This window comes from Streptomyces sp. NPDC085900 (assembly GCF_044540925.1).
Lineage (GTDB): Bacteria > Actinomycetota > Actinomycetes > Streptomycetales > Streptomycetaceae > Streptomyces > Streptomyces gilvifuscus.
In genome coordinates this window covers 953,492-979,611 of sequence record NZ_JBITSP010000001.1, presented here as the reverse complement: position 1 = coordinate 979,611, position 26,120 = coordinate 953,492, and the positions used below count along the sequence as shown (strand labels likewise).

Here is a 26,120-nt window from a genome sequence, read left to right as displayed (position 1 = left end):
AACAAGTCGGCGCACGAGGGTTCCGCCGGGACTTACTCGTCAGTACATTGACGCCATGTCTAACACGCAGGCCTCGGAGCGGGTCGACCTCAAGGCACGGAAGGTGTCCTTCTCCTGGGAGGACACCCCGCTGCACTGGGTGCCCGGGGACCCGTTCACCACGCACACCATCAACGTGCTGCATCTGCTGCTGCCGGCCGGTGAGCGGTGGTTCGTACACGTCTACAAGCAGGTCCTGCCGTTGATCCGGGACGAGCGGCTGCGCGCGGACGTCATCGGGTTCATCGGGCAGGAGGCGATGCACTCGCAGGCCCATGACGAGGTGCTGCCGCACCTCAGGGAGCTGGGGCTCGATCCGACGCCGTACACCGCGCAGGTCGACTGGTTCTTCGAGAAGCTGCTCGGGGACCGGACCCTGCCGCCCGGCCGGGCGCGCCGGTGGTGGCTGCTGGAGCGGGTCGCGCTGATCGCGGCGATCGAGCACTACACCGCCTTCCTGGGCGACTGGGTGCTGAACGCCGAGGAGTTGGACCGGCGGGGCGCCGATCCGACCATGCTGGACCTGCTGCGCTGGCACGGCGCCGAGGAGGTCGAGCACCGGTCGGTCGCCTTCGACCTGTTCATGCACGTCGACGGCGGCTACCGGCGGCGGGTGCGCACCTGGGCCACCGCGTTCACTGCACTGGTGTTCCTGTGGCAGCGCGGGTCCCGCTTCTTCATGGCGAACGACCCGACGCTCGTCGACGGCAAGGCCTCCTTCAAGGACTTCTACGTCCGCGGCAGGAAGGGCACCCTGCCCGCGACCGGCGACCTGCTCCGGTCCATCCCGCGCTATCTGAGCCGTGACTACCACCCCTCCCAGGAGGGCTCCACCGAGCAGGCGGTCGCCTATCTGGCCTCCTCCCCCGCCGCCACGGCCGCAGAGAAGGGCGCCGCCTGATGCCCAAGCCGCTCACCGTCGCCGCCCTCGCCACGGCCGCGCTGCTCACCCGGCGCGCGCTGCGCCGCCGTGTGCGGGTCTCCCCGCTGTGGCCGATGCCCGCGCTGGACCCGCCCGTCTCCGGCCGGCCCCGCTCCCGGGCCCTGCGGCTGCTGGTCGCCTCGCACGAGACGGTCGCCGACGGCGTCGTACAACTGCGCCTGGAGGGTGAGGATCTGCCGCGCTGGGAGCCCGGCGCCCATCTCGACCTGGTGCTGCCGTCGGGACTGGTGCGGCAGTACTCGCTGTGCGGGGACCCGGAGGACACCTCCTCGTACACGGTGGCCACGCGGCTGGTCACGGACGGGCGAGGGGGTTCGCGCGAGGTGCACGAGCAGCTGGCGGAGGGGATGGAGCTGGAGGTGCGCGGACCGAGGAACCGGTTCCCGCTCGTCAAGGCCCCGTCGTACGTCTTCGTCGCCGGCGGCATCGGGATCACGCCGATCCTGCCCATGCTGCGGGCACTGCCGGAGGGGACCGAGTGGCGGCTGCTGTACTGCGGGCGGTCGCGGGAGTCGATGCCGTACGTGGAGGACGTCGAGAAGCTCGGCGCCGACCGGGTCACGGTGGTCACCGGGGTGCCGGACCTCGACGCGCTCCAGGTGCCCGAGGACGCGGTCGTGTACTGCTGCGGCCCGGAGGGACTGATGGCCGAGGTGGCGGAGCGCTTCGAGCGGGTCCGTCTGGAGCGGTTCGCGCCGCGCACGTCCGGCGGCGCCGCCTTCGAGGTCGAACTCCGGCGCAGCGGACGGACGTTGACGGTACCGGCCGACTCGACCGTGCTGGCCGCGGTGCGGGCCGAGCTGCCGGACACGCTCTACTCCTGCGAGCAGGGCTTCTGCGGGACCTGTCAACAGCGGGTGCTGGAGGGAGAGGTGGAGCACCGGGACGAGCTGCTGACGGACGCGGAGCGTGACGACTCGATGCTGATCTGCGTTTCGCGGGCACGAAGTGATCGACTTGTGCTGGACATGTGAACGCCGATGGTCGGACCGGCCCGTTCGGGGCCGGATCCGATCGGTAAGGTGTTCGCATGAGTACCGGGGTACGCCGCAGGATGGGAGTCGAGGAGCGGCGGCAGCAGTTGATCGGCGTCGCCCTCGAACTGTTCAGCCAACGCTCTCCCGACGAGGTCTCCATCGACGAGATAGCAGCGGCAGCGGGCATTTCCCGCCCGCTGGTCTACCACTACTTCCCCGGCAAACTCAGCCTGTACGAGGCCGCGTTGAAGCGCGCGGCACAGGATCTCGCGGGCCGTTTCGACGAGCCGCACGAGGGACCGCTCGGTGACCGGCTGCGGCGGGTGATGCGCCGGTTCTTCGACTTCGTCGACGAGCACGGCCCCGGTTTCTCGGCGCTGATGCGCGGCGGCCCGGCGGTCGGCTCCTCGGCGACCAACGCGCTCATCGACGCCGTACGGCAGGCCGCCTATGTCCAGATCCTTTCGCATCTGGAGGTCGACGACCCGCCCGCGCGGCTGGAGCTGGTGGTGCGCTCCTGGATCTCGCTCGCCGAGTCGACCGCCCTGATCTGGCTGGACGGCCGGCGCATCCCGCGCGCCGAGCTGGAGGTCCAGCTGGTGCACGACTTCGCCGCGCTGGCCGCGGTGAGCGCCGCCTACGACGAGGAGATGGCGGGGGTGGTGCGCCGCATGATCAAGGACGAACCGCCGGACGGGGCCTTCGCGGACCTCGCCGCCCGGCTGATCACGCTCGCGTCCTGAACGAGGGCCTCAGCGTTCGAACTTGCGGTACGACGGGTCGAGGTCGCGCACCTCGGCGGAGGCGTGCAGGACGATATGGCCGTCCTCGCGCACATGCTTCTTCAGCAGCTCCAGCACGGTCTCGGTCAGCCTCGCCTTCGTCTCCTCGGTGCGGCCGGCGAGCAGCCCGATCATGACGTGCACGACGGCGTGGCCCAGCTCGTCCGGGTCCTCGTAGCCGAACGCGGTGACCTCCGAGGCGCGGAACTGCGTCTTGCACGCCTCCGGCTTGGCGGCCGCGATCTCGACGAGCGAGGTGTGCAGGTCCCGCGCGAAGCCCTCCCGGTCGAAGTCGACGTGCTTCGAGTGGTCGACGGTGATCTGCGGCATGGGTACTCCCGTTCTACGACAGCTACAGGCTCACCCTAGTAGTGCTTCACTACTAGTTCTTGAGCTGGAGGGCCAGCATGGCGATGTCGTCCTCGTGGTCGCTGCCGAAGGAGGCCAGGAGGGTGTCGCACAGGGCGTCCAGGCCGGGCAGGGCGCCGACGGCGGCGGCGCGCAGTTGTTCCATGGAGGCCGAGAGGTCGACTCCCCGGGTCTCGATCAGGCCGTCGGTGACCATCAGGAGCCGGTCGGCGGGTTCCAGGTACAGCTCGGTGGGCGCCGGGTGTGGCAGGCCGACGCCGATCAGCGGGCCGGCCGCCTTGACGTACTCGGCGTCGCCGGAGTCCCGCAGGAGCAGCGGCGGGATGTGGCCCGCGTTGGCGATGCGGGTGCGCCCGGTGGCGGGGTCGATCAGCACGAGGCACACGGTGGCCGTGACGTCGGGGTGGTAGCGCTGGAGCATCCGGTCCAGCCGTTCGGCGAGCACCGCCGGGTCGCTCTCGTCGACACAGTAGGCGCGCAGCGCGTGCCGGATCTCGACCATGACCGTGGCCGCGTCCAGCGAGTGCCCGACGACGTCGCCGACCGCGGTGAGCACACCCTCGTCCAGGCGCAGCGCGGCGTAGAAGTCGCCGCCGATCTCGGTCTCCCGGGACGCGGGCACGTAGCGCACGGCGAGGTCGACGCCCGGCAGCTCCGGCAGCCGGTGCGGCTCGGGCAGGAAGCTGTGCTGGAGGGTGAGGGCGACATGCCGCTCGGCCTGGTACATCAGCAGCGGTTCGGCGGCCAGCGCGGTGGCCTGCGCCAGTTGGGCGAGCAGGGCCTCGCCCTCGGGGCTGACCCGGCGCAGGCCGCGGGTGGGCGTGGCCAGGCACACCGGGGCCCGGCCCTCCTGGGTGAGGACGAGTGCGAGGCGGGCGTCGTGCTGCACGCCGGGCCGGAAGAACCCGGCGGGCCACAGCGGTGACGGCACCGTGGTGATCTGCACCCCGGCCTGGCCTCGGGTCAGGCGCCGCAGCAGCGCGGCCACGGCCCGGTGCGCGCCCTCGTCCGGCAGGGACAGCCGGGTGCGCGCCCGGTACAGCCCGCGGTAGAGCTCGTCGTCCCGGTCGAGCACGAACACCGCGGCGGGGCAGCCCAGCAGCCGTGCGGTGCCGTCGGCGGCCGCGTCGGCGAGTTCCTGCAGCGAGCGGGCCGCCTGGATGGTGACGATGGTCTCCGACAGCAGCCGCAGCCGTTTCACGAGCGCCTGGTCGTCGGCCCGCAGCCGGGCCGCGCGGACGGCGGCCCGCACCGCCGCCTCGATCTCCTCCGGTTCGGCCGGGACCGTCAGATAGGCCTCGGCGCCCGCGAGCAGGCCCTGGCAGCGGTCGGCGGGCGGCGCGGCGAGCGCGGAGAAGTGCACCACGGGCAGGCCGGACATGTGCGGGCGCTCCCTGAGCCGGCGGCACAGTTCGAAGCCGCTCATGTCCGGCAGGTGCACGTCGACGAGTGCCACGTCGGGCATGGTGCCCTTGCGCAGCCGTACGTCGAGCTCGACCAGCGCCTCGCCGCCGCTGGCGACCGGGACGACCTCGTGGCCGGCCCGGCGCAGCACCGTGCCCATGGCGTACCGGCTGGCGGCGACGTCGTCCACTACCAGCACGGTCGTGCCTGTCAGGTTGCCGTTGTCGTCCATCCTCTGCCCTCGGACAGCACCGGTGGGACAGACCGGGTTCATGGTCTGTCCCACCAAAGTAGTGCCGTGTCAGTCAGTGCGGGAGAAGACGGCGACAGTGCGCCCCGGAACGGCGAAGGTGCCTGATACCCGCTCGTAGGAGGAGGACTTGACGATAGGGTCCGCGCCAGACGCCTGTACCGGGTGCAGGTGGTAGGCAGTACCGGCCAGAGAACCGATTCTCTGCTCCTGCTTCGCCGGCGTCGCGTTGAAGACGACGACCAGGTCGCCCAGCTCCATGGTGATCACTCCGGGCGTCTCGTCCTTGCCCGACAGCGGGAACGAGAGCTTCGACTGCACCTGTCCGGCCGTGTCGAGCGAGAACACGTTCTCCGTCGTACGGATCCTCAGCAGATCACGGTAGGCGGACGAGGCGCCCTCGATCTGCGGGCATCCCACCTTCACCGTGCTCAACAGGGGCTTGGCGAAAGTCCACTTGGACTGGTTGTCGGCTGCCGGCGGCAGTCCGCGGCCGAAGCCGTTGCCGTCGGCGCAGTTCCAGTGGATGGCGTTGAACCAGTCGCCGCTGTCGAAGGAGTTGCGGTCCAGGGACTTCGAGCGCAGCAGGTCGGAGCCGGCCTGGGAGAGGGACGGGCCCTGCGAGAGGGTGGCCGTCGCCATCGCCAGGACCTGCATCCGGGCCCGGTCGGCCGCCGAGGTGTCCCTGGGCAGCTTGTACGTCAGCGCGTCGAACAGTGACTCGTTGTCGTGCGCGTCCGCGTAGGCGAGGGCGTCGCCGGGTGCGTCCGCGTATCCGGCGGGCCGGCCGTTGTAGTCGACCTCGGAGCCCTTGACCTCCTTGCCGTCGGTGTCGGTGAAGGCGAACGACCTGAGGTTGCCGGACAGGCCCACCTTGATCAGGTCCTGGTAGTGCAGCAGGCGGGCCTTCTGCTCGGCCGAAGTGCCGTTGGCCGTGGAGGAGTTCGGGTCGGTGTAGAGACCGGAGGCGAAGCCCTGGACGCCGGGGTCGGAGTCGAAGGGGCCGCCGCCGCGCACCGCGTCCCGCGCCCGGTCGGAGAAGGTCGCGACACCGGTCCCGGCCATGTTCTTCTGCGTGGCCTGGACGAAGCGGGCGTCGTCGGCGACCTCGCCGAAGTTCCACCCCTCGCCGTACATGATGATCTTCTTGCCGTCGACGCCGTCCTTCTTGAGGGTGAGCGCGTCGAGGGCCTTGCGCACGGCCAGGATGTTCGCCTTGGGCTGGTGGCCCATGAGGTCGAAGCGGAAGCCGTCGACCTTGTACTCCTTGGCCCAGGTGACCACGGAGTCCACGACCAGCTTGCCCATCATGGCGTTCTCGGTGGCCGTGTTGGCGCAGCAGGTGCTGTTGGCGACCGAGCCGTCGGCCAGCAGGCGCTGGTAGTAGCCGGGCACGATCCGGTCCAGGACGCTGGTGTCCGCCTCACCGGCGGCCGAGGTGTGGTTGTAGACGACGTCCATGACGACCCGCAGCCCGTCCTGGTTGATCGCCTTGACCATCTTGCGGAACTCGACCGTGCGCGCGGTGCCGTCCGGGTCGGTGGCGTAGGAGCCCTCGGGGACCGTGAAGTGGTAGGGGTCGTAGCCCCAGTTGTAGGCGTCCTTGGCCGCCGTCTTCGCCACGCACTCCTGCTGCTTGTCGGAGTCGGCCGCGTAGGAGGCGAGGTCGCAGTCGGGGCTCGCCTGGTCGGCCTTCTTCTCCGGCACGGTCGCGAAGTCGAAGACGGGCAGCAGATGGACGTACGAGGTGCCCGACTTCGCCAGCGCCCGCAGGTGCTTGGAGCCGTCGCTGCCCTTGTCGGTGAAGGCGAGGTAGGTGCCCTGGTCCTTGGCCGGCACGGTCTTGTCCGCGACGGAGAAGTCCCGGACGTGCAGCTCCTGGATCTGGGCGTCCCTCAGCGGGACGGCCTTGGGCTTGGCGAGGGCCGACCAGCCCTTGGGTGCCAGGGACCTGTCGTTCAGGTCGGCGACGACGCTGCGCCCGGAGTCCGCGGTGAGGGCGACCGAGTAGGGGTCGGTGACCTTGTTGGTGACGACCTTGCGGACGCTGGGCGCCCACACCTTCACCACGTACCGGTACTCCTTGCCCTTCCAGGACGCGGGGCCGGTGACGGACCAGACGCCGGTGGCGGCGTCGCGGTGCATCGGCTTGCGGGAGCCGTCGAGTTCGAGGGAGACGTTCTGCGCGGTGGGCGCCCACACGGACAGCGTGGGACGGCCCTGGTGGAACGTCGGCCCCAGGTCGGCCTTGGTGGCGCCCGTGTACTCGTCGTCGAGGACGCCGGCGATCTGGACGCCCGTGGCGGCCAGTACGGCGCCGTTGGCGGCCCGTTGCGAGGCGACGATCTGGCCGTCGAGGGCGCCGCGCACCCGGTCCCGGTCACGCGGGTCGACGGACCAGGCGGTGTAGTCCTTCAGGTACGGGAACTTCGCCTTCTGGGCGTCGGTGAGCGTGGTCTTCTCCAGCCGCAGCCAGCGCTCGTCGTCGCTGGTCAGCGTCCCGTCCTTGACGGCGATCGAGCCGTCGTGGGAGTACAGCAGCTGGGTGGAGGCGGCGGCGTCGGAGCCGTTCCAGGCGACGGTGTCCCGGTCGATCCAGACCGCCTTGGAGGTGGTCAGGTCGAGGGCGGCGGCCGATCCGGCGGGCTGCGGCAGCAGGTACTTCTCCTGGCCGTTCAGCAGCCACACCTCGTAGCCGTTGGACTTGAGGTCCAGCGACTGGTCGGCGGGCAGGTCCTTGTCGTCGCCCTTGTGGATGATGTAGCTGAGGCTGGTGGCGCCGTCGGTGAGCGGCACCTCGAAGACCGCGCCGTAGGCGTCGGTCCGCACCGGCTTCAGCGGGCTCGGCCAGTCGGTGGGGTGCGCGGCACCGGTCCAGACGTGCAGGCCCCAGCCGTCGTAGTTCCCGTCGGCCCGGTGGTAGTGGATGACCGCCTTCGTCTTGTCCTGCGCCGGGTAGTCCGGGCGGGTGGTCAGCACGGTGTCCTTGCCCTGCTCGATCCACACCTCACCGGTCTTGGTGACGTCGATGGAGCGGTCCGCGGAGACGTCCTTGTTGCCGTCCTTGTCGATGACGAGGAACCCGACGTTGGAGGCGCCCGGCTTCAACTTCACGTAGGCGAAGGCCCCGTAGGCGTCCCGGCCGACGAACGGGTGGCTGGCCGGCCAGTTCGTCGACTCGCCGTCGGCGAGGTCGCCCCAGGCGTACAGGCCCCAGTCGGCGTAGTCGCCGTCCGTGCGCTTGTAGTGGACGACCGCGTAGTCGCGGGAGGAGGCGGTGGGGATCTCCGGGGCGGGCGGGGTGCCGGTGGTGGAGGCCGCCGTGGCGGACGCAGTGTGTCCGGCCGAGTCGACGACGACCGCCTTGTAGCGCAGGGCCGTTCCGGCGGGGACGTCCTTGCCGAGGGTCTGGGTGACCTTGTACGGGGCGTGGTCGGCGGAGCCGAGCACCCGCCACTTGCCGTTGCCGATTTGGGCGGCGAAGACGACCCGGTTGAGCCGGCCGCCGTCCACGCCCGCGGACACCTCGACCGTGCCGGTGGCGCCCGCGTCGGGGGCCTTGAGGGTGACGGTGGGTGCCGTGGCCGGCGGGGCGAGCCTGCCGGCCGCCTTGAGGACGACGGCGGACCCGGCCGGGACGGTGACGGTGACCTTGTTGTCGGCGCCGGAGGTGACGGTGGCCGAAGTGCCGTAGATCCCGCGGTACTTCATGCCCGCCGAACCGGCCGCGAAGGTGGCTGTCTTCGCCTCGCCCGCGTTGTTGAAGGCGACCACGTACTCCTGGCCGGACTTGGCGTCCGTACGGGAGAACGCGTAGACACCGGCGCCGTCGGCCGCGAAGCGCTCGGTCTGAACGCCGTCCGTCAGGGCGGGGTTGGCCTTGCGCAGCTTGCCGAGAGCACCGATCTGCTTGTAGAGCGGTGCTTTCGTGTCGTAGGCGTCGCTCGCGGCGGTCCGGTCGGTGCCGATCTCGTCGTCGTCGAGGTAGTCGGCGACCTTCGAGGCGAACATCGTCTGGCGGGCGTCCTTGTCGCCGCCGGAGCCGGTGAAGCCCTGCTCGTCGCCGTAGTAGACGACGGGGTTGCCGCGGCTGAGGAACATGACCTCGTTGGCGAGGCGGTCCTTGGCGAGCAGCTGGGCGTCCGTGGCCTTGGGGTTGTCCTGCTTCAGGAAGTATCCGATCCGGCCCATGTCGTGGTTGCCGAGGAAGGTGACCTGCTCGTACGCGTTGGCCTTGTCGGTCGTGTACTTGTAGTCGTCACCGAAGACCGAGGCGAGCTTCTGGGCGCTGCCGCCCTGCGAGGCGTACTCGCGGGCCGCGTCCTGGAAGGGGAAGTCGAGGGTGGCGTCGAGGTGCCCCTGGGTGACGTACGGCGACGTGATGGAGGTGTCGGCCGAGTAGACCTCGCCGAACATGAAGAAGTTCTTCCGTCCGTGCTCGGCCGCGTACTTGTCGAGCGCGGTCGCCCACTGGGTCCAGAACTCCGTGTTCACGTGCTTGACGGTGTCGATGCGGAAGCCGTCGACGCCGAAGTCCCTGACCCAGCGCTCGTAGATCTTCTCCATGCCGCTGACGACCTCGGGACGCTCGGTCCACAGGTCGTCGAGGCCGGAGAAGTCGCCGTAGGTGGCGTTCTCGCCGGCGTAGGTGGAGTCGCCGCGGTTGTGGTACATCGTCGGGTCGTTGAGCCACGACGGGACCTTGATGTTCTTCTTGTCGGCGGGCACGGTCGGCGTGCGCGGGAAGGAGTCGGTGTCGACGGCCGGGAACACCTTGCGGCCGTCCGCGTAGTCGGCGTCGTCGAAGGGCCGCCCGTCCTTGGTGAGGTAGGGGAAGGCGCCCTTGGAGAGGTAGTCGTAGGACTTGCCCTCGTAGTCGACGACGTCGGCGGTGTGGTTGGTGATGACGTCGAAGAAGACCTTCATGCCCTTGGCGTGCGCCTTGGAGATGAGGGTCGCGAGGTCCTTGTTGGTGCCGAAGTGCGGGTCGACCTTGGTGAAGTCGGTGATCCAGTAACCGTGGTAGCCGGCCGAGGCGTTGGAGCCGGTGCCCTGCACGGGCTGGTTCTTGAAGATCGGGGCCATCCAGATGGCGGTGGTGCCCAGGCCCTTGATGTAGTCCAGCTTCCCGGTAAGGCCCTTGAGGTCACCGCCCTGGTAGAAGCCCTTGTCGGTGGGGTCGTAGCCGGTGCTCAGGCGTGAGCCCGTCAGGCCGCCCTTGTCGTTGCCGGTGTCCCCGTTGGCGAAACGGTCCGGCATGACGAAGTAGAACTGCTCGCGGGTGTCGTCGTGCCGGGCGGGCTCGGCGGCGAGTTTCGCGTCCGACGGCGGTGGCGGCGGGGAGGCCGCCTGCGCGGCCAGTGGCTGGATCAGGGCGGCGGCTACAGCCACGACAGTGACGGCCGCGACCCGTCTCGCTCTCGGTATCACAGGCGGAAACTCCTTGCGATGACGGCTCTGGTGGGTCCGACCCCGCGTGACCGTACCGCCGACGAAAGGTTTACAGCAAGAGGCTTGAAATTCACAGCAAGAAGTTTCAACTGCAACCTTGACGTGCCCTTCTCAACTCCCCCACGCTCACCACTGGTTGAAAGCCCAACACCCCTTCAACGGAGCCGCACATGAGCAGACACCGACCCCCGGGTGTCCTCCGGCGCACGGTCACTGCCGTCGCCGCCGGCACGCTGGCCGTCGCGGGCGCCGTCGCCCTGCCCGCCGCCGACGCGCACGCCGACACCACCGCCAAGGGCGACGTCATCGCCAACCTCTGGGAATGGAACTGGGACTCCATCGCCTCGGAGTGCACGAACGTGCTGGGCCCCGCCGGCTACGGCGCGGTCCAGGTGGCACCGCCCGCCGAATCCCTGAAGCAGTCCTCGTACTACTGGTGGGACGTCTACCAGCCGTACTCCTACGACCTCAACAGCCGCTTCGGTTCGCGGGCGAAGTTCGCGTCGATGATCAGTGCCTGCCACGCGGCCGGCGTCAAGGTCTACACGGACGCGGTGATCAACCACACCGCCGCCCAGACCGGCGCCGGCTACAACGGCACGACGGTCACCAGCAAGTACGACACCCCTGAGTGGAACCGCTCCGACTACCACGACTCCTCGGACTGTCCCACCTCCGACCTCACCATCCAGGACTACTCCAACCTCACCCAGGTCCAGAACTGCGAACTGCTCGGCCTGCCCGACCTCAGGACCGGCTCGGACACGGTCCGCGCCGGCATAGCCGACTACCTCAACGCGCAGCTCGCCCTCGGTGTCGACGGCTTCCGGGTGGACACGGCCAAGCACATCCCCGAGGCCGACATGGCGGCCATCGAGTCCAAGCTGACCAGCACGACGTCGGGTACGGCGCCGTACGTCTTCCAGGAGATCTACCCGGGCTCGACCCCGCAGCCCTCGGACTACTACGCCTCCGGCGACGTCCTGGACTTCACCTACGCGAGCAGGATGAAGTCGGCCTTCCAGGGCAATGTCAGCGACCTGTCCTCGCTGGCGAGCAGCGGCATCCTGCCGGCGGCGAACTCGGTGTCCTTCGTGACCAACCACGACACCGAGCGCAACGGCCTGCACATGTCGTACAAGGACGGCGACACCTACAAGCTCGCCAACCTCTTCCAGCTCGCCTACAAGTGGTCGACGCCCACGGTCTACGCCAGCTGGGAGTGGACCCAGAGCGACCAGGCCCCGCCCAATTCATCCGGGTTCGTGACCGCCACGGACTGCTCGAACGGCTCCTGGTACTGCCTGGACCGTGACACGGGCGTCGTCGGCATGGTGGCCTGGCACAACGCGGTGGACACGGCGGCGGTCTCCGACTGGCAGACCAAGTCCTCGAACGTGATCGGCTTCGGCCGCTCGGGCGCGGGCTTCTTCGCCCTCAACAACGGCTCCTCCTCCGCCACTTACAGCTTCACCACCGGCATGGCCGACGGCACCTACAGCAACGTCGTCGACGGCGGCGCGACCAAGGTCACCGTCTCCGGCGGCAGCGCCTCGATCACCATCCCCGCCAAGAGCGCGGTCGCCTTCTACAACTCCTCCTACACCTGCACGGTGGGCTGCGGCGACACGGGCGGCGGCTCCGGCTCCACCGGCTCCACGGTCAGCGCGACCTTCAAGGAGTACGTTCCCACCGCGAGCGGCACCGACGTCTACGTCGTCGGCTCGATCGCGGCGCTGGGCGGCTGGGACACCTCGAAGGCGGTCAAGCTGTCGTCGTCCGGTTACCCGGTCTGGTCGGGCGAGGTGGGCGTGCCGATCAACACGTCGTTCACCTTCAAGTACATCAAGAAGGACGCCTCCGGGAACGTCACCTGGGAGTCCAACGCCAACAGGTCTGCCACGACCGCGACTTCGGCGATCTCTCTGAACAACTCGTGGAACGTGGCCGACGCGGACGCCACCGACGTCACGTTCAACGAGTACGCGACGACCGACTGGGGCACCAACGTCTACCTCGTCGGCTCCGTCGCCTCCCTCGGGTCCTGGAACACCGCCGACGCGATCCCGCTGTCGTCGGAGTCGTACCCGACGTGGAGCAAGCTGGTCATCGTGCCCAAGAGCACGGCCTTCACGTACAAGTACATCAAGAAGGACGGCTCCGGGAACGTGACCTGGGAGTCCGGAACGAACCGCTCCTGCACGACGGGCAGTTCGTCCGGGTACTCCACCGCTGACACCTGGAAGTGAGGGGTCACCGCCCGATGTCGTAGGTCACCGGTGACCTCACCGGAACCGTCGCGGTCAGCGCGTCCCCGCTGACCGCGACGGTCGTATGGGGGCGGTCAGCAGGTCGACTTGCCCGTGTAGATGGCCAGAGCCGTGTTCGAGCCCAGGGTCGCCGTGAACTGTCCGCTGGAGTTCACCGTCACGCTCGTGTTGTTCTGCACGTTGCAGTACGTCCCGGCGGACAGTGAGGTCTGGTACGTGCGGCTCAGTGAGCCGGACTCGTGGTTGATGGCCACGAAGCCCTTGGTGCCGCGACCGAAGGCGATGGCGTCGTTGCCGTCGTCCCACCAGTTGGTGACGGCCTGGCCGCGGGTGGCGTTGCGGAAGGCGACCATGCGGATGATCTCGGGCCAGGCGTGCTGGCACTTCCAGCCGTCCTGCCAGCAGGCGTTCACCTGGCCGCCGTTGGGCGGTCCGGCGTCGGCGTTCGACCACTCGTAGCCGGAGTTGATGTCCGGGGCGCCGTAGGGCCAGGCGAGCATGAAGACGTTGGCGAGGGTGTAGTTGGCCCCGTCCTTGTAGTTCAGGGTCGAGCCGTTGCGCTCGGTGTCGTGGTTGTCCACGAAGACGCCCGCCACGGAGCTGCTCATGTACCCCCAGCCCTCGCCGTAGTTCTTCAGGTAGGCGAGGTTCTCGTTGTTGAAGACCCGCTTGAGGTCGTAGGCGTAGCGGAACTCCTGCACGTCCCCGTTGCCGGTGTACTCGGTGGGCTGCACGGCCTCGCCGGCGCCGTAGATGACCTCCTGCTTCCAGTAGGCGTTCGGGTTGGTCAGGCGGGACTTGATGTTGGCGAGGTCGGCGGCGTCGATGTGCTTGGCGGCGTCGATGCGGAAGCCGTCGACGCCGTAACCGAGGAGGGAGTTCATGTAGCCGGCGATGGTGGCGCGGACGTACTCCTCCCCCGTGTCCAGGTCGGCGAGGCCGACGAGTTCGCAGTGCTGGACGTTCCAGCGGTCCTGGTAGTTGGAGACCTGGGAGGTGCAGTCGTCGAAGTCGTACGAGGAGTACAGCCCGGGGTAGTTGTACTTCGTATACGACGATCCGCCGGTGCCGGTGCCGCTGCCCGCGGCCATGTGGTTGACGACGGTGTCGACGACGACCTTCACGCCGGCCGCGTGACAGGTGTTGATCATGTTCTTGAAGGCGGTGGCGTCACCGAGCCGGCCCGCGATCTTGTAGCTCACCGGCTGGTACGAGGTCCACCACTGCGAGCCCTGTATGTGCTCGGCGGGCGGGGAGACCTGGACGTAGCCGTACCCCGCGGGACCGAGGGTGTTGGTGCACTCCTTGGCCACGGAGGCGAAGTTCCACTCGAAGAGCACGGCGGTGACGTCCTTGGTGCCGGGCGGGGAGGCCTCCGCACTCGTTGTGCTCATGACAATGGCGACCGTGGAGGCGGCGACGGCCGCGGAAAGGATTCTGCGTGATGCCATGTGGGGTTCCTTCACCGTTGAAGGTTTTTGCTGCAAGCTTTCAACCAACTTGCGATGACGGAGATGTTAAATGCCCGCTGCCTGAAAAGGCAGCGGGCCGTGTGAAGTTGATGCAAGAAATTTCAGCGCGGCGGGGCGGGCAGCCGGTACAGCACCTGCGGCCGGCCGAACTCGACGAACCGCTCGGCGAGAGTGGCGCCGAGGGCCTCGAGAAGCCGACGGGAGCGGGTGTTGGCCTCCTGGGTGACGGCGACCAGGTCCCGCCCCGGCACGGCGACCGGAGCCCAGTCGGCTACGGCCGTGACGGCCTCGCGCGCGTAGCCGTGGCCCCAGTGCTCGGGCAGCAGTTGGTAGGAGACCTCGGTGCGGCCGTCCCTGGCGTCCGGCTGCACCAGCACCGAGCCCAGCACCTCGTCGTCGGCCCGGCGCACGATGCTCAGCAGGCCCGGTGCGCCCACGCAGAGCCGTTCGCGGGCCCGGACCACCTCGGCGTCGACCGGTCCGCCCAGATGCCGGCGCACCTCCGCGTCGGTCCACATCCGGGAGTGCGCGGGGACGTCACCCGGCTCGACGGGGCGCAGGTGCAGGCGCGGGGTGGTGAGGGAGCGGGGCCACCAAGTGGCCTGGGAAGTGGCGGGCATGAGGGGGAGCATGGCAGAGGCCTGCCGCCCGGGAGGGGTGGCAGGCCTCTGGTGGTGGGGGTGTCAGGTCGTCGTGAACCACACCGTCGTGTCCGAGGGGACCTTCGTCTCGCCGTCCGCCTCCGTCACCTCGCCGCTGGTGAGGAGGACGCGGCCGTAGGACGGGGTGGTGACCGACTCGCCGGTCGTGTTGGCGACGCACACGAACTCGCCGCGCCGGAAGGCGAGTACGCCCTCGGGGGCCCGCAGCCACTCCACCGAGTCGCCCGCGCCGAGGTCGGGGTGGGCGCTGCGGGTGGCGAGGGCGGCGCGGTAGAGCTCCAGGGTGGAGCCGGGGGTGCCGGTCTGGGCCTCCACGCTCAGGTCGCCCCAGCCCGTCGGCTGCGGGAGCCAGCTGCTGCCGCCGCCGAAGCCGTACGAGGAGCCCGTGCGCGTCCACGGGATCGGCACCCGGCAGCCGTCGCGGAAGCCGTCCTGGCCCGCGCCGCGGAAGTACGCCGGGTCCTGGCGGACCTCGTCCGGGAGGTCGACGACGTCCGGGAGGCCGAGTTCCTCGCCCTGGTAGACGTACGCCGAACCGGGCAGCGCCAGCATCAGCAGGGACGCGGCCCGGGCCCGGCGCAGGCCGAGTTCGCGGTCGCCGGCCAGGCGGATCTGGGTGCCGAGGCCGGGCGGGTTGGCGAAGCGGGTGGCGTGCCGGGTGACGTCGTGGTTGGACAGCACCCAGGTGGACGGGGCGCCCACCGGCCGCATCGCCTCCAGGGTGCGGTCGATGACCTCGCGGAGCTCGGCCGCGTCCCAGGCGGTGGACAGGTACTGGAAGTTGAAGGCCTGGTGGAGCTCGTCCGGGCGGACGTAGTTGGCGGTGCGCTCGACGGTCGGCGTCCAGGCCTCGGCGACGAAGATGCGCTCGCCGCTGTACTCGTCGAGGATCAGGCGCCACTGGCGGTAGATCTCGTGCACGCCGTCCTGGTCGAAGAACGGCATGACATCGTTGCCCAGCAGCTTCAGCTGGTCGTGGGCGCCGAGGTCGGGCAGGCCCGCGGCCTTGACCAGGCCGTGCGCGACGTCGATGCGGAAGCCGTCGACGCCCATGTCGAGCCAGAACCGCAGGATGGAGCGGAACTCGTCGCCGACCGCCGGGTGCTCCCAGTTGAAGTCGGGCTGCTCGGGGGCGAAGAGGTGCAGGTACCACTCGCCGGGGGTGCCGTCGGGCTCGGTGACGCGGGTCCACGCCGGGCCGCCGAAGATGGACTCCCAGTCGTTGGGCGGGAGTTCACCGTCGGCGCCCTTGCCGGGGCGGAAGTGGTAGCGCTCCCGCAGCGGCGAGCCGGGGCCCTCGCGCAGGGCCCGCTTGAACCACTCGTGCTGGTCGGAGGAGTGGTTCGGGACCAGGTCGACGATGATCCGCAGGCCCAGCTCGCGGGCGTCGCGGATCAGCGCGTCGGCGTCCAGGAGGTTGCCGAACATGGGGTCCACGGCGCGGTAGTCGGCCACGTCGTAGCCGGCGTCGGCCTGCGGGGAGGCGTAGAAGGGGCTCAGCCACACGGCGTCCACGCCGAGGTCGCGCAGGTACGGGAGTCGGGAACGTACGCCTTCCAGGTCGCCCATGCCGTCGCCGTTGCTGTCGGCGAAGCTGCGCGGGTAGACCTGGTAGATCACCGCGTCGCGCCACCAGTCCCGGCGCTTGGCGACGGTGGCTACGGCGGAGGTCGGGGCCGGGTCGGCGGCAGTGTGCTGCTGGCTCATGGCGTCCTTGATACGTGACTGGGGTGGGGTCATGGGCTGTGGTGCGGAACGGCGGCGGGTCGGGCGACGAGGCGGCCGCGGTCGCAGCGGGGTCGGATGGCGACCGCGACCGCCTCGGGTCCTGTGCCCAGGGCGTCAGCCCTTGGTGCCGCCCGCGGTCAGGCCGGTCACCAGGTTCTTCTGCACGAGGTAGAAGAACGCGGACACCGGTATGGCGATCAGTACCGCGGTCGCGGCCATCAGGTTGCGCTGGGCGTCGTGTTCGCTGATGAAGGTCTGCAGACCGACGGCGAGCGTGTACTTCTGGTCGTCCAGCATGAACGTGGTGGCGAAGGCGACCTCGCCGAAGGCGGTGATGAAGCTGTAGAAGGCGGCGACCGCCAGGCCCGGCTTGGCGAGCGGCAGGATCAGCCGGGCGAAGGTGCCGAAGGGGCTGAGCCCGTCGACGCGGCCGGCCTCGTCGATCTCGAACGGGATGGTGTCGAAGTAGCCCTTGAGCAGCCAGGCGCAGTACGGCACCGCCGTCGAGCAGTAGACGAGGACGAGACCGAGGTAGCTGTCGATGAGTCCCAGGTCGCCCAGGATCTGGTACATCGGCACCATGAGGACGGCCACCGGGAACATCTGGGTGAGCAGGAGCACCCACATGAACTTGCGGTAGCCCGGGAAACGCATGCGGGAGACGGCGTATCCGGTGGTGGCGGCGACCAGGACGCCGAGCACGGTGGTGCCCAGCGAGACGATCAGGGAGCTCTTCAGCCAGTCGAAGAAGCTCGTGTGGTTCAGGACGAACGAGTAGTTGTCGAGCGTCATCTTCTTCCAGATGCCACCCGGGTGGAGGTAGTCGTCCTTGTCCGGGCCGAGGGAGAGGAAGACGAGCCAGGCGATCGGGAAGAGCGCGACGACGCTTCCGGCGATCAGGATGCCGTGGGAGGCGAGCGAGGCGCCGAGGCTGCGCCGGCCGCGCCCGCGGACCTTGCCGGGGGCAGCCGGCTTCGGGCCGTCGTCGGTCGCCGCGGACGAGGTCTGGACAGTGGTCGTACTCATGGGAACTCCTGCCTCAGATCGCGAGCTGCTGCTCATTGCGGTTCAGCCAGCGGCGGTAGAACGAGGTGAAGACGATCAGGATGGCCAGCAGCAGGATGCCGTAGGCGGCCGACTGCGCGAAGTCGCGCGGCTGCTGTCCGAAGCCGAGGTAGTAGGCCCAGGTGACGAGGATCTGGGCGTCCGGGGCGGAGGTCGGGCCGAACAGCAGGAAGATGACGGCGAACTGGTTGAAGGTCCAGATGATGCCGAGCAGGACGACCGTGGAGCTGACCGAGCGCAGGCCCGGGAGGGTGACGTAGCGGAAGCGCTGCCAGGCGCTCGCGCCGTCCATCTCGGCCGCCTCGTACAGCGAGGAGTCGATGGACTGCAGGCCGCCGAGGAGCGAGACCATCATGAACGGCACACCGCACCAGGTGTTGACCATGACGGCGGCGAACCGCTGCCAGAAGGTGTCCTCCAGCCAGGACGGCTGCGGCAGATGCAGTGCGTGGAGGGCGGTGTTGATGATGCCGCCGTCGGAGAGCATGATCCGCCAGCCGAAGACGGTGACGAAGGTGGGCACGGCCCAGGGCACGATCAGCAGCAGCCGGTAGAGGGTGCGGCCGCGCAGCTTCTGGTTGAGCAGCAGCGCGAAGCCGAGGCCGATGCTGTAGTGCAGGGCGACGCACACGGCGGTCCACACGACCGTCCAGATGAAGTGCGACCAGAAGCGGTCGTAGGACAGCGGGCCGAACAGGATGTCCTTGTAGTTGTCCAGGCCGATGAACTTGTAGGTGGCGTCGATGTGGTTGACGCCGATCGTGCGCGCGGTGTTGAGGCTGTTGGCGTCCGTGAGCGTCAGATAGAGGCCGTACACCAGGGGATAGAGCACGAGGACGCCGAGGACGATCACCACCGGGGTGATCATCGCGTACGCGTACCAGTACTTCTGGTAGCTGTGCTTGAGGCGCTGGCCCAGCCCGGGCCGCGGCCCGCGCTCGCCACGGCGTTTGCCGGTGGCGCGGTCGATGGCGACTGTCATGTTCGACACCTTCTGGAAGTTCTACGGCACTGAGAAGAGGCTGGGCGCAGACCGGTGGCCGCCGGGTCCGTCCTCGTAAGGGGGATCCGGCGGCCGCTCGGATTTACTTGCTGAAGTCCGGCACGAGCTTGGCGATGGCCAGTTCGGCGTTGCTCAGGCCCTTGTCCAGGGACTCCTTGCCACCGGCGATCTTCGGCAGCTCGGTGTCCAGCGGACCCCACAGGGAGCTGTACTCGGGCAGCGCGGGCCGCGGCTGGGCGGCGGACAGCACGCCCTGGTAGCCGGCGATGCCCGGGTCGGCCTTGACCTCGGAGGTGTAGGCGTCGGCGCGGGTGGGCAGCGTGGAGTTCTTCAGGGCGATCTCCGTCTGCGACTTGGCGGAGGTCATGAAGTTGACGAACTTCAGGGCCGCCTTCTGGTGCGCCGAGTCCGAGCCCGCGTAGACGGACAGGTTGTGGCCGCCGGTCGGGGCGCCCGCCTTGCCGGTGGAGCCGGCCGGGACGGTGGCGATGCCGAGGTTGGACTTGTCCTTGAAGGCCGAGCCCTTGTAGAAGTTCGTGATCTCCCACGGACCCTGGACGATCGAGGCGACCTTGCCGTTGACGAACGCGTCCTGGATGTGGGCGTAGGCGTCGGCGGTGGTGTCGGCCTTGTGCAGGCCCTTGCCGGAGAACAGGCTCAGCCAGGTGCCGTAGGCCTTCTTCGCGGCGGGCGAGTTCACGGTGATCTTCTTGGCGGAGGCGTCGACCGTGTCGGTGCCCTCGCCGTAGAGGAAGCTCTGGGCGTAGTAGGCCTGGGTGGAGCCCCAGTAGCCGTCGACCTTGGCCTTGTCCTGGACCTTGGCGGCGTCGGCCTTCAGCTCGTCCCAGGTCTTGGGGGCCTCGGTGATGCCGGCCTTCTTGAACAGCGCCTTGTTGTAGACGAGGGCGAGGGTGTCGGTGACCAGCGGGACGCCGTACGTCTTGCCCTGGTACTGGGCCTGCGTGATCAGGCTGGACTGGAACTTGTCCTTGTCCGCGAGGGCGTCGGTGCCGTCCAGCGGCAGGAAGTAGCCCTTCTTGGCGAAGGCGGGGGTCCAGCCGACCTCGGAGCGCAGGATGTCCGGGGCGCCCTTGGAACCGGCGGCGGTGTCGAACTTGTTCTGCGCCTGGTCGAAGGGCACGTTGACGTACTTGACCTTGATGTCCTTGTTGGCGGCCTCGAACTGCTTGACCAGGGCCTTGTACGTCGGCGCCTCATTGGTGGCGTTGGAGGTGTCCCACCAGGTGATGGTGACCGGCCCGCTGCTCTTGTCGCTGCCGCTGTCGCTTCCGCCGCAGGCCGTCGCCGCGAGGGCGAGGGACGCCACCAGCGCGGTGGCCGCTATGCCACGCCGCATGAGTTCTCCTTGAGGGTTAAGCCCGTGTGGTGCGGGATCGGCCCCGTCCGCCGTTCCCGCTGTGTTGCCGACTGCGCCGTTGCGGCGGCCGGGCGTCAGGGAACGTAACAGCGATGTAAGCCTTGCGAAAGACCTTGCAGCAAAAAAGTGCAAGAGGATGCGGAAGTTACGTCGCCGTGACCCCGTGTCGACCGTCACGAGACCCTTGTTCGCCAGGCCTGAGCGGGATACGGCCGGGTTGTGCAAGACTCTGCAAGCTCTTGCCATCCGGCTCCGGCGCGGGAATCATCCCCTTGCGGGACAAGGGGCACCGACCAGAACAGAGGGACCGCGATGACGATACGGCCGGTACAGTCCGGTGCCGTGACCACACGGCTTGCCGACATCGCTGCTCAGGCGGGGGTGAGCGAAGCGACCGTCAGCCGCGTCCTCAACGGCAAGCCGGGCGTCGCCGCCACCACCCGCCAGTCCGTGCTGGCCGCACTGGACGTGCTCGGCTACGAGCGTCCCGTGCGGCTGCGCCAACGCAGCGAGGGGCTGGTGGGGCTGATAACCCCCGAGCTGGAGAACCCGATATTCCCGGCGCTGGCGCAGGTGATCGGGCAGGCGCTGACCCGGCAGGGCTACACCCCGGTGCTGGCCACGCAGACCCCGGGCGGCTCGACCGAGGACGAGCTGACCGAGATGCTGGTCGACCGGGGTGTCGCCGGCATCATCTACGTCTCCGGACTGCACGCCGACACCACCGCCGACATGGAGCGCTACGAGCGCCTGCGTGCGCAGGGCGTGCCGTACGTCCTTGTGGACGGCTTCTCACCCAAGGTGCAGGCGCCCTTCATCTCCCCCGACGACCGCGCCGCGATGACGCTGGCGGTGACGCATCTGGCGTCCCTGGGGCACACGCGCATCGGTCTCGCCCTCGGCCCGAAGCGGTTCGTGCCCGTGCAGCGCAAGATCGAGGGGTTCGTGCGTGCGATGCAGGACCAGCTCGGTCTGAACGCGGAGACCATCGAGAACGACCTCGTCCAGCACTCCCTCTACACGCTGGAGGGCGGTCAGGCCGCCGCCACCGCGCTGATCGGCCGTGACTGCACGGCGATCGTGTGCGCGAGCGACATGATGGCGCTCGGCGCGATACGTGCGGCGCGGCAGCACGGCCTCGACGTCCCGAAGGACATCTCGGTGGTGGGCTTCGACGACTCCCCGCTGATCGCCTTCACGGATCCGCCGCTGACCACGATCCGCAAGCCGGTGCCGGCGATGGGACAGGCCGCGGTACGCACGTTGCTGGAGGAGATCGGCGGAACGCCCGCGCCCCACAGTGAGTTCGTGTTCATGCCGGAGCTGGTGGTGCGGGGGTCGACCGCTTCGGCCCCTGGGGACAGGAATCGTCCCTAGGGCGGAGAATCCGCGGGTTTCGGCGGTACGCCGGGAGTAGGGGCAGGGGTCCGCGCGTTGTAGGAAGTGCGACCTGAACCCAACCGGGGGATGATCGGTGGCGGAAGGCATTTCTGGCAGACTCTGTGCCCATGGGTGACTCGACCGTGACCAGTCTGGGAGACCGTGAGCAGGCGGCCGTTCCTGACTCCCCCACGGCCGCGGAACGGACTCCCGCGAGCCCCCGCCTCCTGGGCCGGCTGCGCACTCCCCGCCGCCCCCGTCTGTGGTTCGAGATCCTTCTGGTCGCGGTGAGTTACTGGACGTACTCGATCATCCGCAACGCGGTCCCGGAGCAGCGCGGCAAGGCGCTGCGCAACGCCGACTGGATCTGGAAGACCGAGCACCAACTGGGCCTCGCCGTGGAGCAGTCGGTCAACCACACGGTGAACTCGGTGTCCTGGCTGATCGTCGGCATGAACTACTACTACGCCACACTGCACTTCATCGTGACCCTGAGTGTGCTGGTGTGGCTGTTCCGCAGTCATCCCGGCCGCTACGCGGCGACCCGGCTGGTGCTGTTCGCGACGACGGGCGTGGCCCTGGTCGGCTACTACCTGTATCCGCTGGCGCCCCCGCGGCTGATGAACGGCAGCCGCTTCATCGACACCGTTCTGATCCACCGGACCTGGGGTTCGATGGCCTCCGGCGACCTCAAGCACATGTCCAACCAGTACGCCGCGATGCCGTCCATGCACATCGGCTGGTCCCTGTGGTGCGGGCTGACCGTCTTCGCGCTGGCGAGCGTGCCGTGGGTGCGGGTGCTGGGTCTCCTGTACCCGGTGGCCACCCTGATCGTGATCGTGGCGACGGCGAACCACTTCTGGCTCGACGCGGTGGGCGGCCTGCTGTGCCTGGCGTTCGGGTTCGCGGTGGCGTGGGCGTGGTACGGAAGGCTGCCGTACGCCCTGCCGAGGACGGTGCCGGAGAAGACGGAGAAGGACGAGCCACTGCCGTCGAAGGCGTAGTTCAGTCCGCTCGGTGCACCACCTGGCCTCCGGTCACCGTCAGCCGTACCGGTGCCTCGGCCACCTCGTCCGCAGGGGCCTTCACGGGATCCAGGGCCAGGGCCGTGAGGTCGGCCCGGTACCCGACGGCGATCCGCCCCGCCTCCCGGGCCTCCCCCGCCGCCCGCGCCGCGTGGCTGGTGCAGCCCTCCAGCGCCTCGAGACCCGTCAGCCCCGCCCGCGCGGAGGCCGCTCCCCTGGGCGCCCGTGCCGTCGCCAGGACGGCCCGCACGTCGTAGTGGGCGATCGGCCAGTCCGAGCCGAGGGCGACCGTCGCGCCCGCGTCCCGCAGGTCCCGCAGCCGCCAGGCGTGCCCGGCGCGGGCGGTGCCCAGGCGGCGGGACCACTCGTCGGTGCCGTCGGCCCGGGTGTACGCGGTGTGCGGCGGCTGCATGGACGCAGCCACTCCCAGCTCGGCGAACCGCGGCAGCAGCGCGTCCGGCGCCGTCTCGATGTGCTCCACGCGGTGCCGGCCCCGGGCGTCGGGCCCGAGCCCCGCCACGACGTCCAGGACGTGCCGTACCGCGGCGTCCCCGATGGCGTGCGTGGCGGTGCGGACGCCGGCGGCGTGCAGGTGCCGTACCGCGGCCGCGTACGCCTCGGGGTCCGGCCAGAAGGCATCCGTTCCCTGGCCGTGGCAGTCCGCGTGCTCCAGCCATGCGGTGCCGCCCTCCACGGTGCCGTCCATGAAGAACTTCACCCCGCCGACCCGCCAGTGCCGGCCCCCGCGCCCCTGCACCTGCACGAGCTCCGCCAGCGCGGCCGCGTCCGCTCCGGGCATGCACCAGGGCGCGAACCGCAGCCGCACCGGCAGCACCGTCTCCCGGGCGACCGAGCCGACCAGCTCCATGTCCCCCGCGTCCATGACGTGCGCACCGGTCAGCCCGGTCGCGGCCATCGCCGTGAGCAGCTCGACCAGGCGGGTGCGGCGGGCCTCGTAGGAGGGCCGTGGCAGCACCTTCGTGAGCAGGTCCATCGCCGCGTGTTCGACGAGGTGCCCGGTGGGCCGCCCGGAGGCGTCGCAGACCACCTCCGAGCGCTGGGCGAAGACCCGCGGCCCGGTGACGCCCGCCGCGGCCAGCGCGGCGCCGGTCGCGAGGGCGGAGTGGCCGTCGTAGAGGCGCAGGAAGACGGGGGTACCGGCGCCGGTCACGTCCTCGACGAGGGCACGGTCGACCGGCCGCCCCTCGAAGGCGTTGTGGTCGAGGCCGAATCCGACGACCCACCCGTCGATCCGCTCGGCCCCGGCCAGCGCGGCCCGCAGCCCCGCCAGGTCACGCACCCCCGACAGGTCCACGCCGGTGGCCATGTCCAGCCCCCACACGGGATGGCTGTGCGCGTCCACGAGCCCGGGCACGAGATGCGCCCCCTCCAGGGCCACGACCTCGGTACCGGGCCCGCGCCACGCGGGTACGTCCGCCTCGTCCCCGACCGCCGAGATCACCCCGTCGCGGACGGCGACGGCGCCGGCGTAGGGGCGTTCGGGGTCGAGGGTGCGGATCTCGGCGCCGGTGAGGATCAGATCGGGGGCGAGCATGACTGGGGTGAACTCCCTTTTCTCGTACGGCTTTCTCGTACGGCTTTCTCGTACGGCTATTCGGCGGGCTCGGCGGCGAAGTCCCGGTACACCTCGGGCCGTTCGCGGCGCAGCCACCAGGCCAGGGCCAGGCCCGCCACGAACACGGCGGGGGCCGTGACGATCAGGACGGTGTCGACGGTGGACGAGGCGCCGGTGAACAGGTCGATGTGGGTGATGACGAGCCCTATCGCGGTGGCGAGCAGCACCGCCGCGACCACCGGCGCGACGATCGTGCGCAGGGCGCCCTCCTGGTGGCTCACCCGCCGGAAGTAGCAGGGCACGGCGATCGCGGCGAGCAGCTGGAGCAGGAACAGGCCGATCATTCCCGGGGTGTTCACCCACAGGAGCAGCTGCTGGTAGGGGTCGGCGCCGACGGCCCAGAAGGCGACGACGACGGCCGCGCCGAGGGCGGTCTGGGCGATCCCGGCGACGTACGGGGAGCGGTGGCGCGGGTGGACGCGGCCCAGCGCCTTCGGCAGGACGCCCTCCTCGGCGAGGGCGAGGGCGTACCGGTTGATCGCGTTGTGGAAGGCGAGGAGCGAGGCGATGACGCTGGTGACGATGAAGACGTGCATCAGGTCGGCCGCCCAGCCGCCGACGTAGGTGGTGATGGCGGAGAAGAACAGCCCGCCGGGGTCCTTGGCGGCCGCGGCGATCACGTCGGCGTTGCCGAAGGCCTGGATGACGATCCAGACGATGAAGGCGTAGAAGAGGCCGAGGAACGCGACGGCCACGTAGGTGGCACGCGGGATGGTGCGGTCGGGGTCTCGGGCCTCGCGGCGGTAGATGACGGTCGACTCGAAACCGGTGAACGCGGCGAAGGCGAAGGCCAGGACGACCGCGGTACCGGAGACCATGACGTGGCCCGGGGCGAAGGAGGCGCCCGACAGGCCGTGCGCACCGCCCTTGACCAGTACCCCTCCCGCGAGGAGCACCAGGATGCCGGTCTCGGCGAGGAGCAGTACGCCCAGCACCTTGGCGCCGAAGTCGATCGAGCGGAAGCCGCCGTAGCCGATGAGGAGCAGGCCGGCGAGGGAGATGGGCAGCCAGGGGACGCCGGTGCCGAACAGGGCGTGCAGGGTGTCCTTGGTGGCGGAGGCGAGGAGGCCGTAGACGCCGATCTCCATGCCGTTGTAGCCGATCAGGGCGAGCAGGGCGGCGCCGATGCCGACGGGGCGGCCGAGGCCGCGGGTGATGTACGCGTAGAAGGCGCCGCCGCTCTTCACGTGGCGGCTCATGGTGGTGAAGCCGACGGCGAAGACGGCGAGGGTGATGCCGGCGATGAGGTAGCCGGCCGGGGCGCCGATACCGCCGAGCAGGATCGCGAGCGGGGCGACGCCGGCCATGACGGTGAGCGGGGCGGCGGCGGACACCACGAAGAACGCGATGTCGGCGCTGCCGAGGGAACCGGAGCGGAGAGTCGCCGTGGCGGCCGGCGTTCTCTCCTCGGGGGTGGTGACGGACATGGGCAAGCCCTTCGGGCGCGGCGGACGGGGAGGATTCCGGGCGTGCGGGTCGGCCGACGGCCCCCGGGCGGGAGGATGGCACCCGGGACCGTAAACCTAAAGGCTTTCGGTTTCGGCAATGTAGCCTCCTCGTGGGCATCCGGGAAGACCTCAAGGGGGACCGCCAACCATGGGACGGCCGCGCACACCGCTCCTCGACCGCGAGCGCATCACCACGACGGCTCTGCAACTGGTCGACGAGCAGGGGGACTTCAGCGTCCCGCAGATCGCCAAGCGGCTGGGGGCGCAGACCGGCTCGGTGTATCACCATGTGGACGGCCGGGACGGGATCGTGGAGCTGCTGCGGGAGCGGGTGGCCGAGGCGATCGACCCCGGGACGCTGGACCTCGCCCCCTGGGACACGGCGCTGGAGGCCTGGGCCCGCTCCTACCGCGCGGCCTTCGCCGCCCACCCGAGGGCGATCCCGCTGCTCATGACCTCACCCGTGCGGGCGCCCCGGGTGCTGGAGCAGTACGAGCGCGCGGTGAACCTCCTGCTGACGGCGGGCTTCGCGGCGAGCGAGGTGATGCCGCTGATCATCGCCCTGGAGAACCTGATCCTGGGGTCCGCGCTGGACCTCGCGGCGCCGGAGACGATGTGGGAGCTGACGGAGCGGACCCCGACGCCCCGGCTGGCGGAGGCGCTCGCCGCGGTGGGCGAGGGGCGGGCGGACCGGGCCTTCGAGGTGGGGCTGGCGGGGTTTCTCGGGCATGCGCGGGCTCTGCTGGGCAGGTGATCCGAGGGCTCGCTCAGCCCCGTGCGCTGCGTTCAGCCCGCGGAGGACCTCGCTCAGCCCCGTGAGTTCTGCTCAGCCCCCTGT

Annotated in this window: 18 protein-coding genes; 7 read left to right on the top strand and 11 right to left on the bottom strand. The window is 69.8% G+C overall.

The features are described 5' to 3' along the window. The first annotated feature begins 55 nt into the window (after positions 1-55). From ACIGDI_RS04355 to ACIGDI_RS04345, 3 genes are read left to right on the top strand one after another with little or no spacing between them, the layout of a single operon-like run. On the top strand, positions 56-940 hold the full coding sequence (locus ACIGDI_RS04355) for a metal-dependent hydrolase (RefSeq protein ID WP_399890265.1): 885 nt from the start codon (positions 56-58) through the stop codon (positions 938-940). Continuing rightward, complete coding sequence (locus ACIGDI_RS04350) at positions 940-1,956, top strand: PDR/VanB family oxidoreductase (protein WP_399890263.1); 1,017 nt, start codon at positions 940-942, stop codon at positions 1,954-1,956. The genes ACIGDI_RS04355 and ACIGDI_RS04350 overlap by 1 nt, the downstream gene beginning before the upstream one ends. Before the next feature lie 56 nt (positions 1,957-2,012). Next, positions 2,013-2,702: a TetR/AcrR family transcriptional regulator gene (locus ACIGDI_RS04345; RefSeq protein ID WP_390626196.1), complete on the top strand. Its 690-nt coding sequence runs from the start codon at positions 2,013-2,015 to the stop codon at positions 2,700-2,702. Positions 2,703-2,711: 9 nt separating this feature from the next. Here the strand turns inward: ACIGDI_RS04345 and ACIGDI_RS04340 are convergent, their stop codons facing one another. From ACIGDI_RS04340 to pulA, 3 genes are all read right to left on the bottom strand, one after another. After that, positions 2,712-3,071: a 5-carboxymethyl-2-hydroxymuconate Delta-isomerase gene (locus tag ACIGDI_RS04340; RefSeq protein ID WP_399890260.1), complete on the bottom strand. Its 360-nt coding sequence runs from the start codon at positions 3,069-3,071 to the stop codon at positions 2,712-2,714. A 52-nt stretch (positions 3,072-3,123) separates the two neighbouring features. Further along, complete coding sequence (locus tag ACIGDI_RS04335) at positions 3,124-4,746, bottom strand: SpoIIE family protein phosphatase (RefSeq protein ID WP_399890257.1); 1,623 nt, start codon at positions 4,744-4,746, stop codon at positions 3,124-3,126. A gap of 69 nt (positions 4,747-4,815) precedes the next feature. Then, positions 4,816-10,194, bottom strand: a complete 5,379-nt coding sequence (gene pulA / locus ACIGDI_RS04330; protein ID WP_399890254.1) for a pullulanase-type alpha-1,6-glucosidase — start codon at positions 10,192-10,194, stop codon at positions 4,816-4,818. Positions 10,195-10,385: 191 nt separating this feature from the next. Between pulA and ACIGDI_RS04325 the strand changes: the two genes are divergently transcribed. After that, complete coding sequence (locus ACIGDI_RS04325) at positions 10,386-12,464, top strand: carbohydrate-binding module family 20 domain-containing protein (RefSeq protein WP_399890251.1); 2,079 nt, start codon at positions 10,386-10,388, stop codon at positions 12,462-12,464. A gap of 95 nt (positions 12,465-12,559) precedes the next feature. On the opposite strand, the gene ACIGDI_RS04320 is transcribed toward ACIGDI_RS04325, so the two are convergent. From ACIGDI_RS04320 to ACIGDI_RS04295, 6 genes are all read right to left on the bottom strand, one after another. Then, a complete protein-coding gene (locus tag ACIGDI_RS04320) occupies positions 12,560-13,936 on the bottom strand; it encodes an alpha-amylase family protein (protein WP_399890249.1) in 1,377 nt (458 codons plus the stop codon). Between the two features lie 122 nt (positions 13,937-14,058). Continuing rightward, the gene (locus ACIGDI_RS04315) at positions 14,059-14,577 is read right to left on the bottom strand and encodes a GNAT family N-acetyltransferase (RefSeq protein ID WP_399890246.1); all 519 of its coding nucleotides are present in this window, start codon (positions 14,575-14,577) and stop codon (positions 14,059-14,061) included. 63 nt (positions 14,578-14,640) lie between these two features. Continuing rightward, entirely contained in the window at positions 14,641-16,326 is a 1,686-nt protein-coding gene (locus ACIGDI_RS04310; protein ID WP_399890243.1) for a glycoside hydrolase family 13 protein, read from the bottom strand. A 135-nt stretch (positions 16,327-16,461) separates the two neighbouring features. Next, entirely contained in the window at positions 16,462-17,373 is a 912-nt protein-coding gene (locus ACIGDI_RS04305; protein WP_399890240.1) for a sugar ABC transporter permease, read from the bottom strand. Positions 17,374-17,386: 13 nt separating this feature from the next. Then, a complete protein-coding gene (locus tag ACIGDI_RS04300; RefSeq protein WP_399890237.1) occupies positions 17,387-18,394 on the bottom strand; it encodes a carbohydrate ABC transporter permease in 1,008 nt (335 codons plus the stop codon). A gap of 103 nt (positions 18,395-18,497) precedes the next feature. Beyond that, positions 18,498-19,772: an extracellular solute-binding protein gene (locus tag ACIGDI_RS04295; RefSeq protein ID WP_399890234.1), complete on the bottom strand. Its 1,275-nt coding sequence runs from the start codon at positions 19,770-19,772 to the stop codon at positions 18,498-18,500. Positions 19,773-20,135: 363 nt separating this feature from the next. Between ACIGDI_RS04295 and ACIGDI_RS04290 the strand changes: the two genes are divergently transcribed. Both ACIGDI_RS04290 and ACIGDI_RS04285 read left to right on the top strand, forming a co-directional pair. Then, positions 20,136-21,170, top strand: coding sequence for a LacI family DNA-binding transcriptional regulator (locus tag ACIGDI_RS04290; RefSeq protein WP_200704136.1), 1,035 nt, complete (start codon positions 20,136-20,138; stop codon positions 21,168-21,170). Between the two features lie 131 nt (positions 21,171-21,301). After that, positions 21,302-22,177 (top strand): phosphatase PAP2 family protein, encoded by an 876-nt coding sequence (locus ACIGDI_RS04285; RefSeq protein ID WP_399890231.1) that lies wholly within the window; start codon positions 21,302-21,304, stop codon positions 22,175-22,177. Position 22,178: 1 nt separating this feature from the next. Here the strand turns inward: ACIGDI_RS04285 and ACIGDI_RS04280 are convergent, their stop codons facing one another. Beyond that, complete coding sequence (locus tag ACIGDI_RS04280) at positions 22,179-23,753, bottom strand: amidohydrolase (RefSeq protein ID WP_399890228.1); 1,575 nt, start codon at positions 23,751-23,753, stop codon at positions 22,179-22,181. A 56-nt stretch (positions 23,754-23,809) separates the two neighbouring features. Then, positions 23,810-25,261: an APC family permease gene (locus ACIGDI_RS04275; protein WP_399890225.1), complete on the bottom strand. Its 1,452-nt coding sequence runs from the start codon at positions 25,259-25,261 to the stop codon at positions 23,810-23,812. Positions 25,262-25,430: 169 nt separating this feature from the next. Between ACIGDI_RS04275 and ACIGDI_RS04270 the strand changes: the two genes are divergently transcribed. After that, a complete protein-coding gene (locus tag ACIGDI_RS04270; protein ID WP_399890222.1) occupies positions 25,431-26,036 on the top strand; it encodes a TetR/AcrR family transcriptional regulator in 606 nt (201 codons plus the stop codon). The last annotated feature ends 84 nt before the right edge of the window (positions 26,037-26,120 follow it).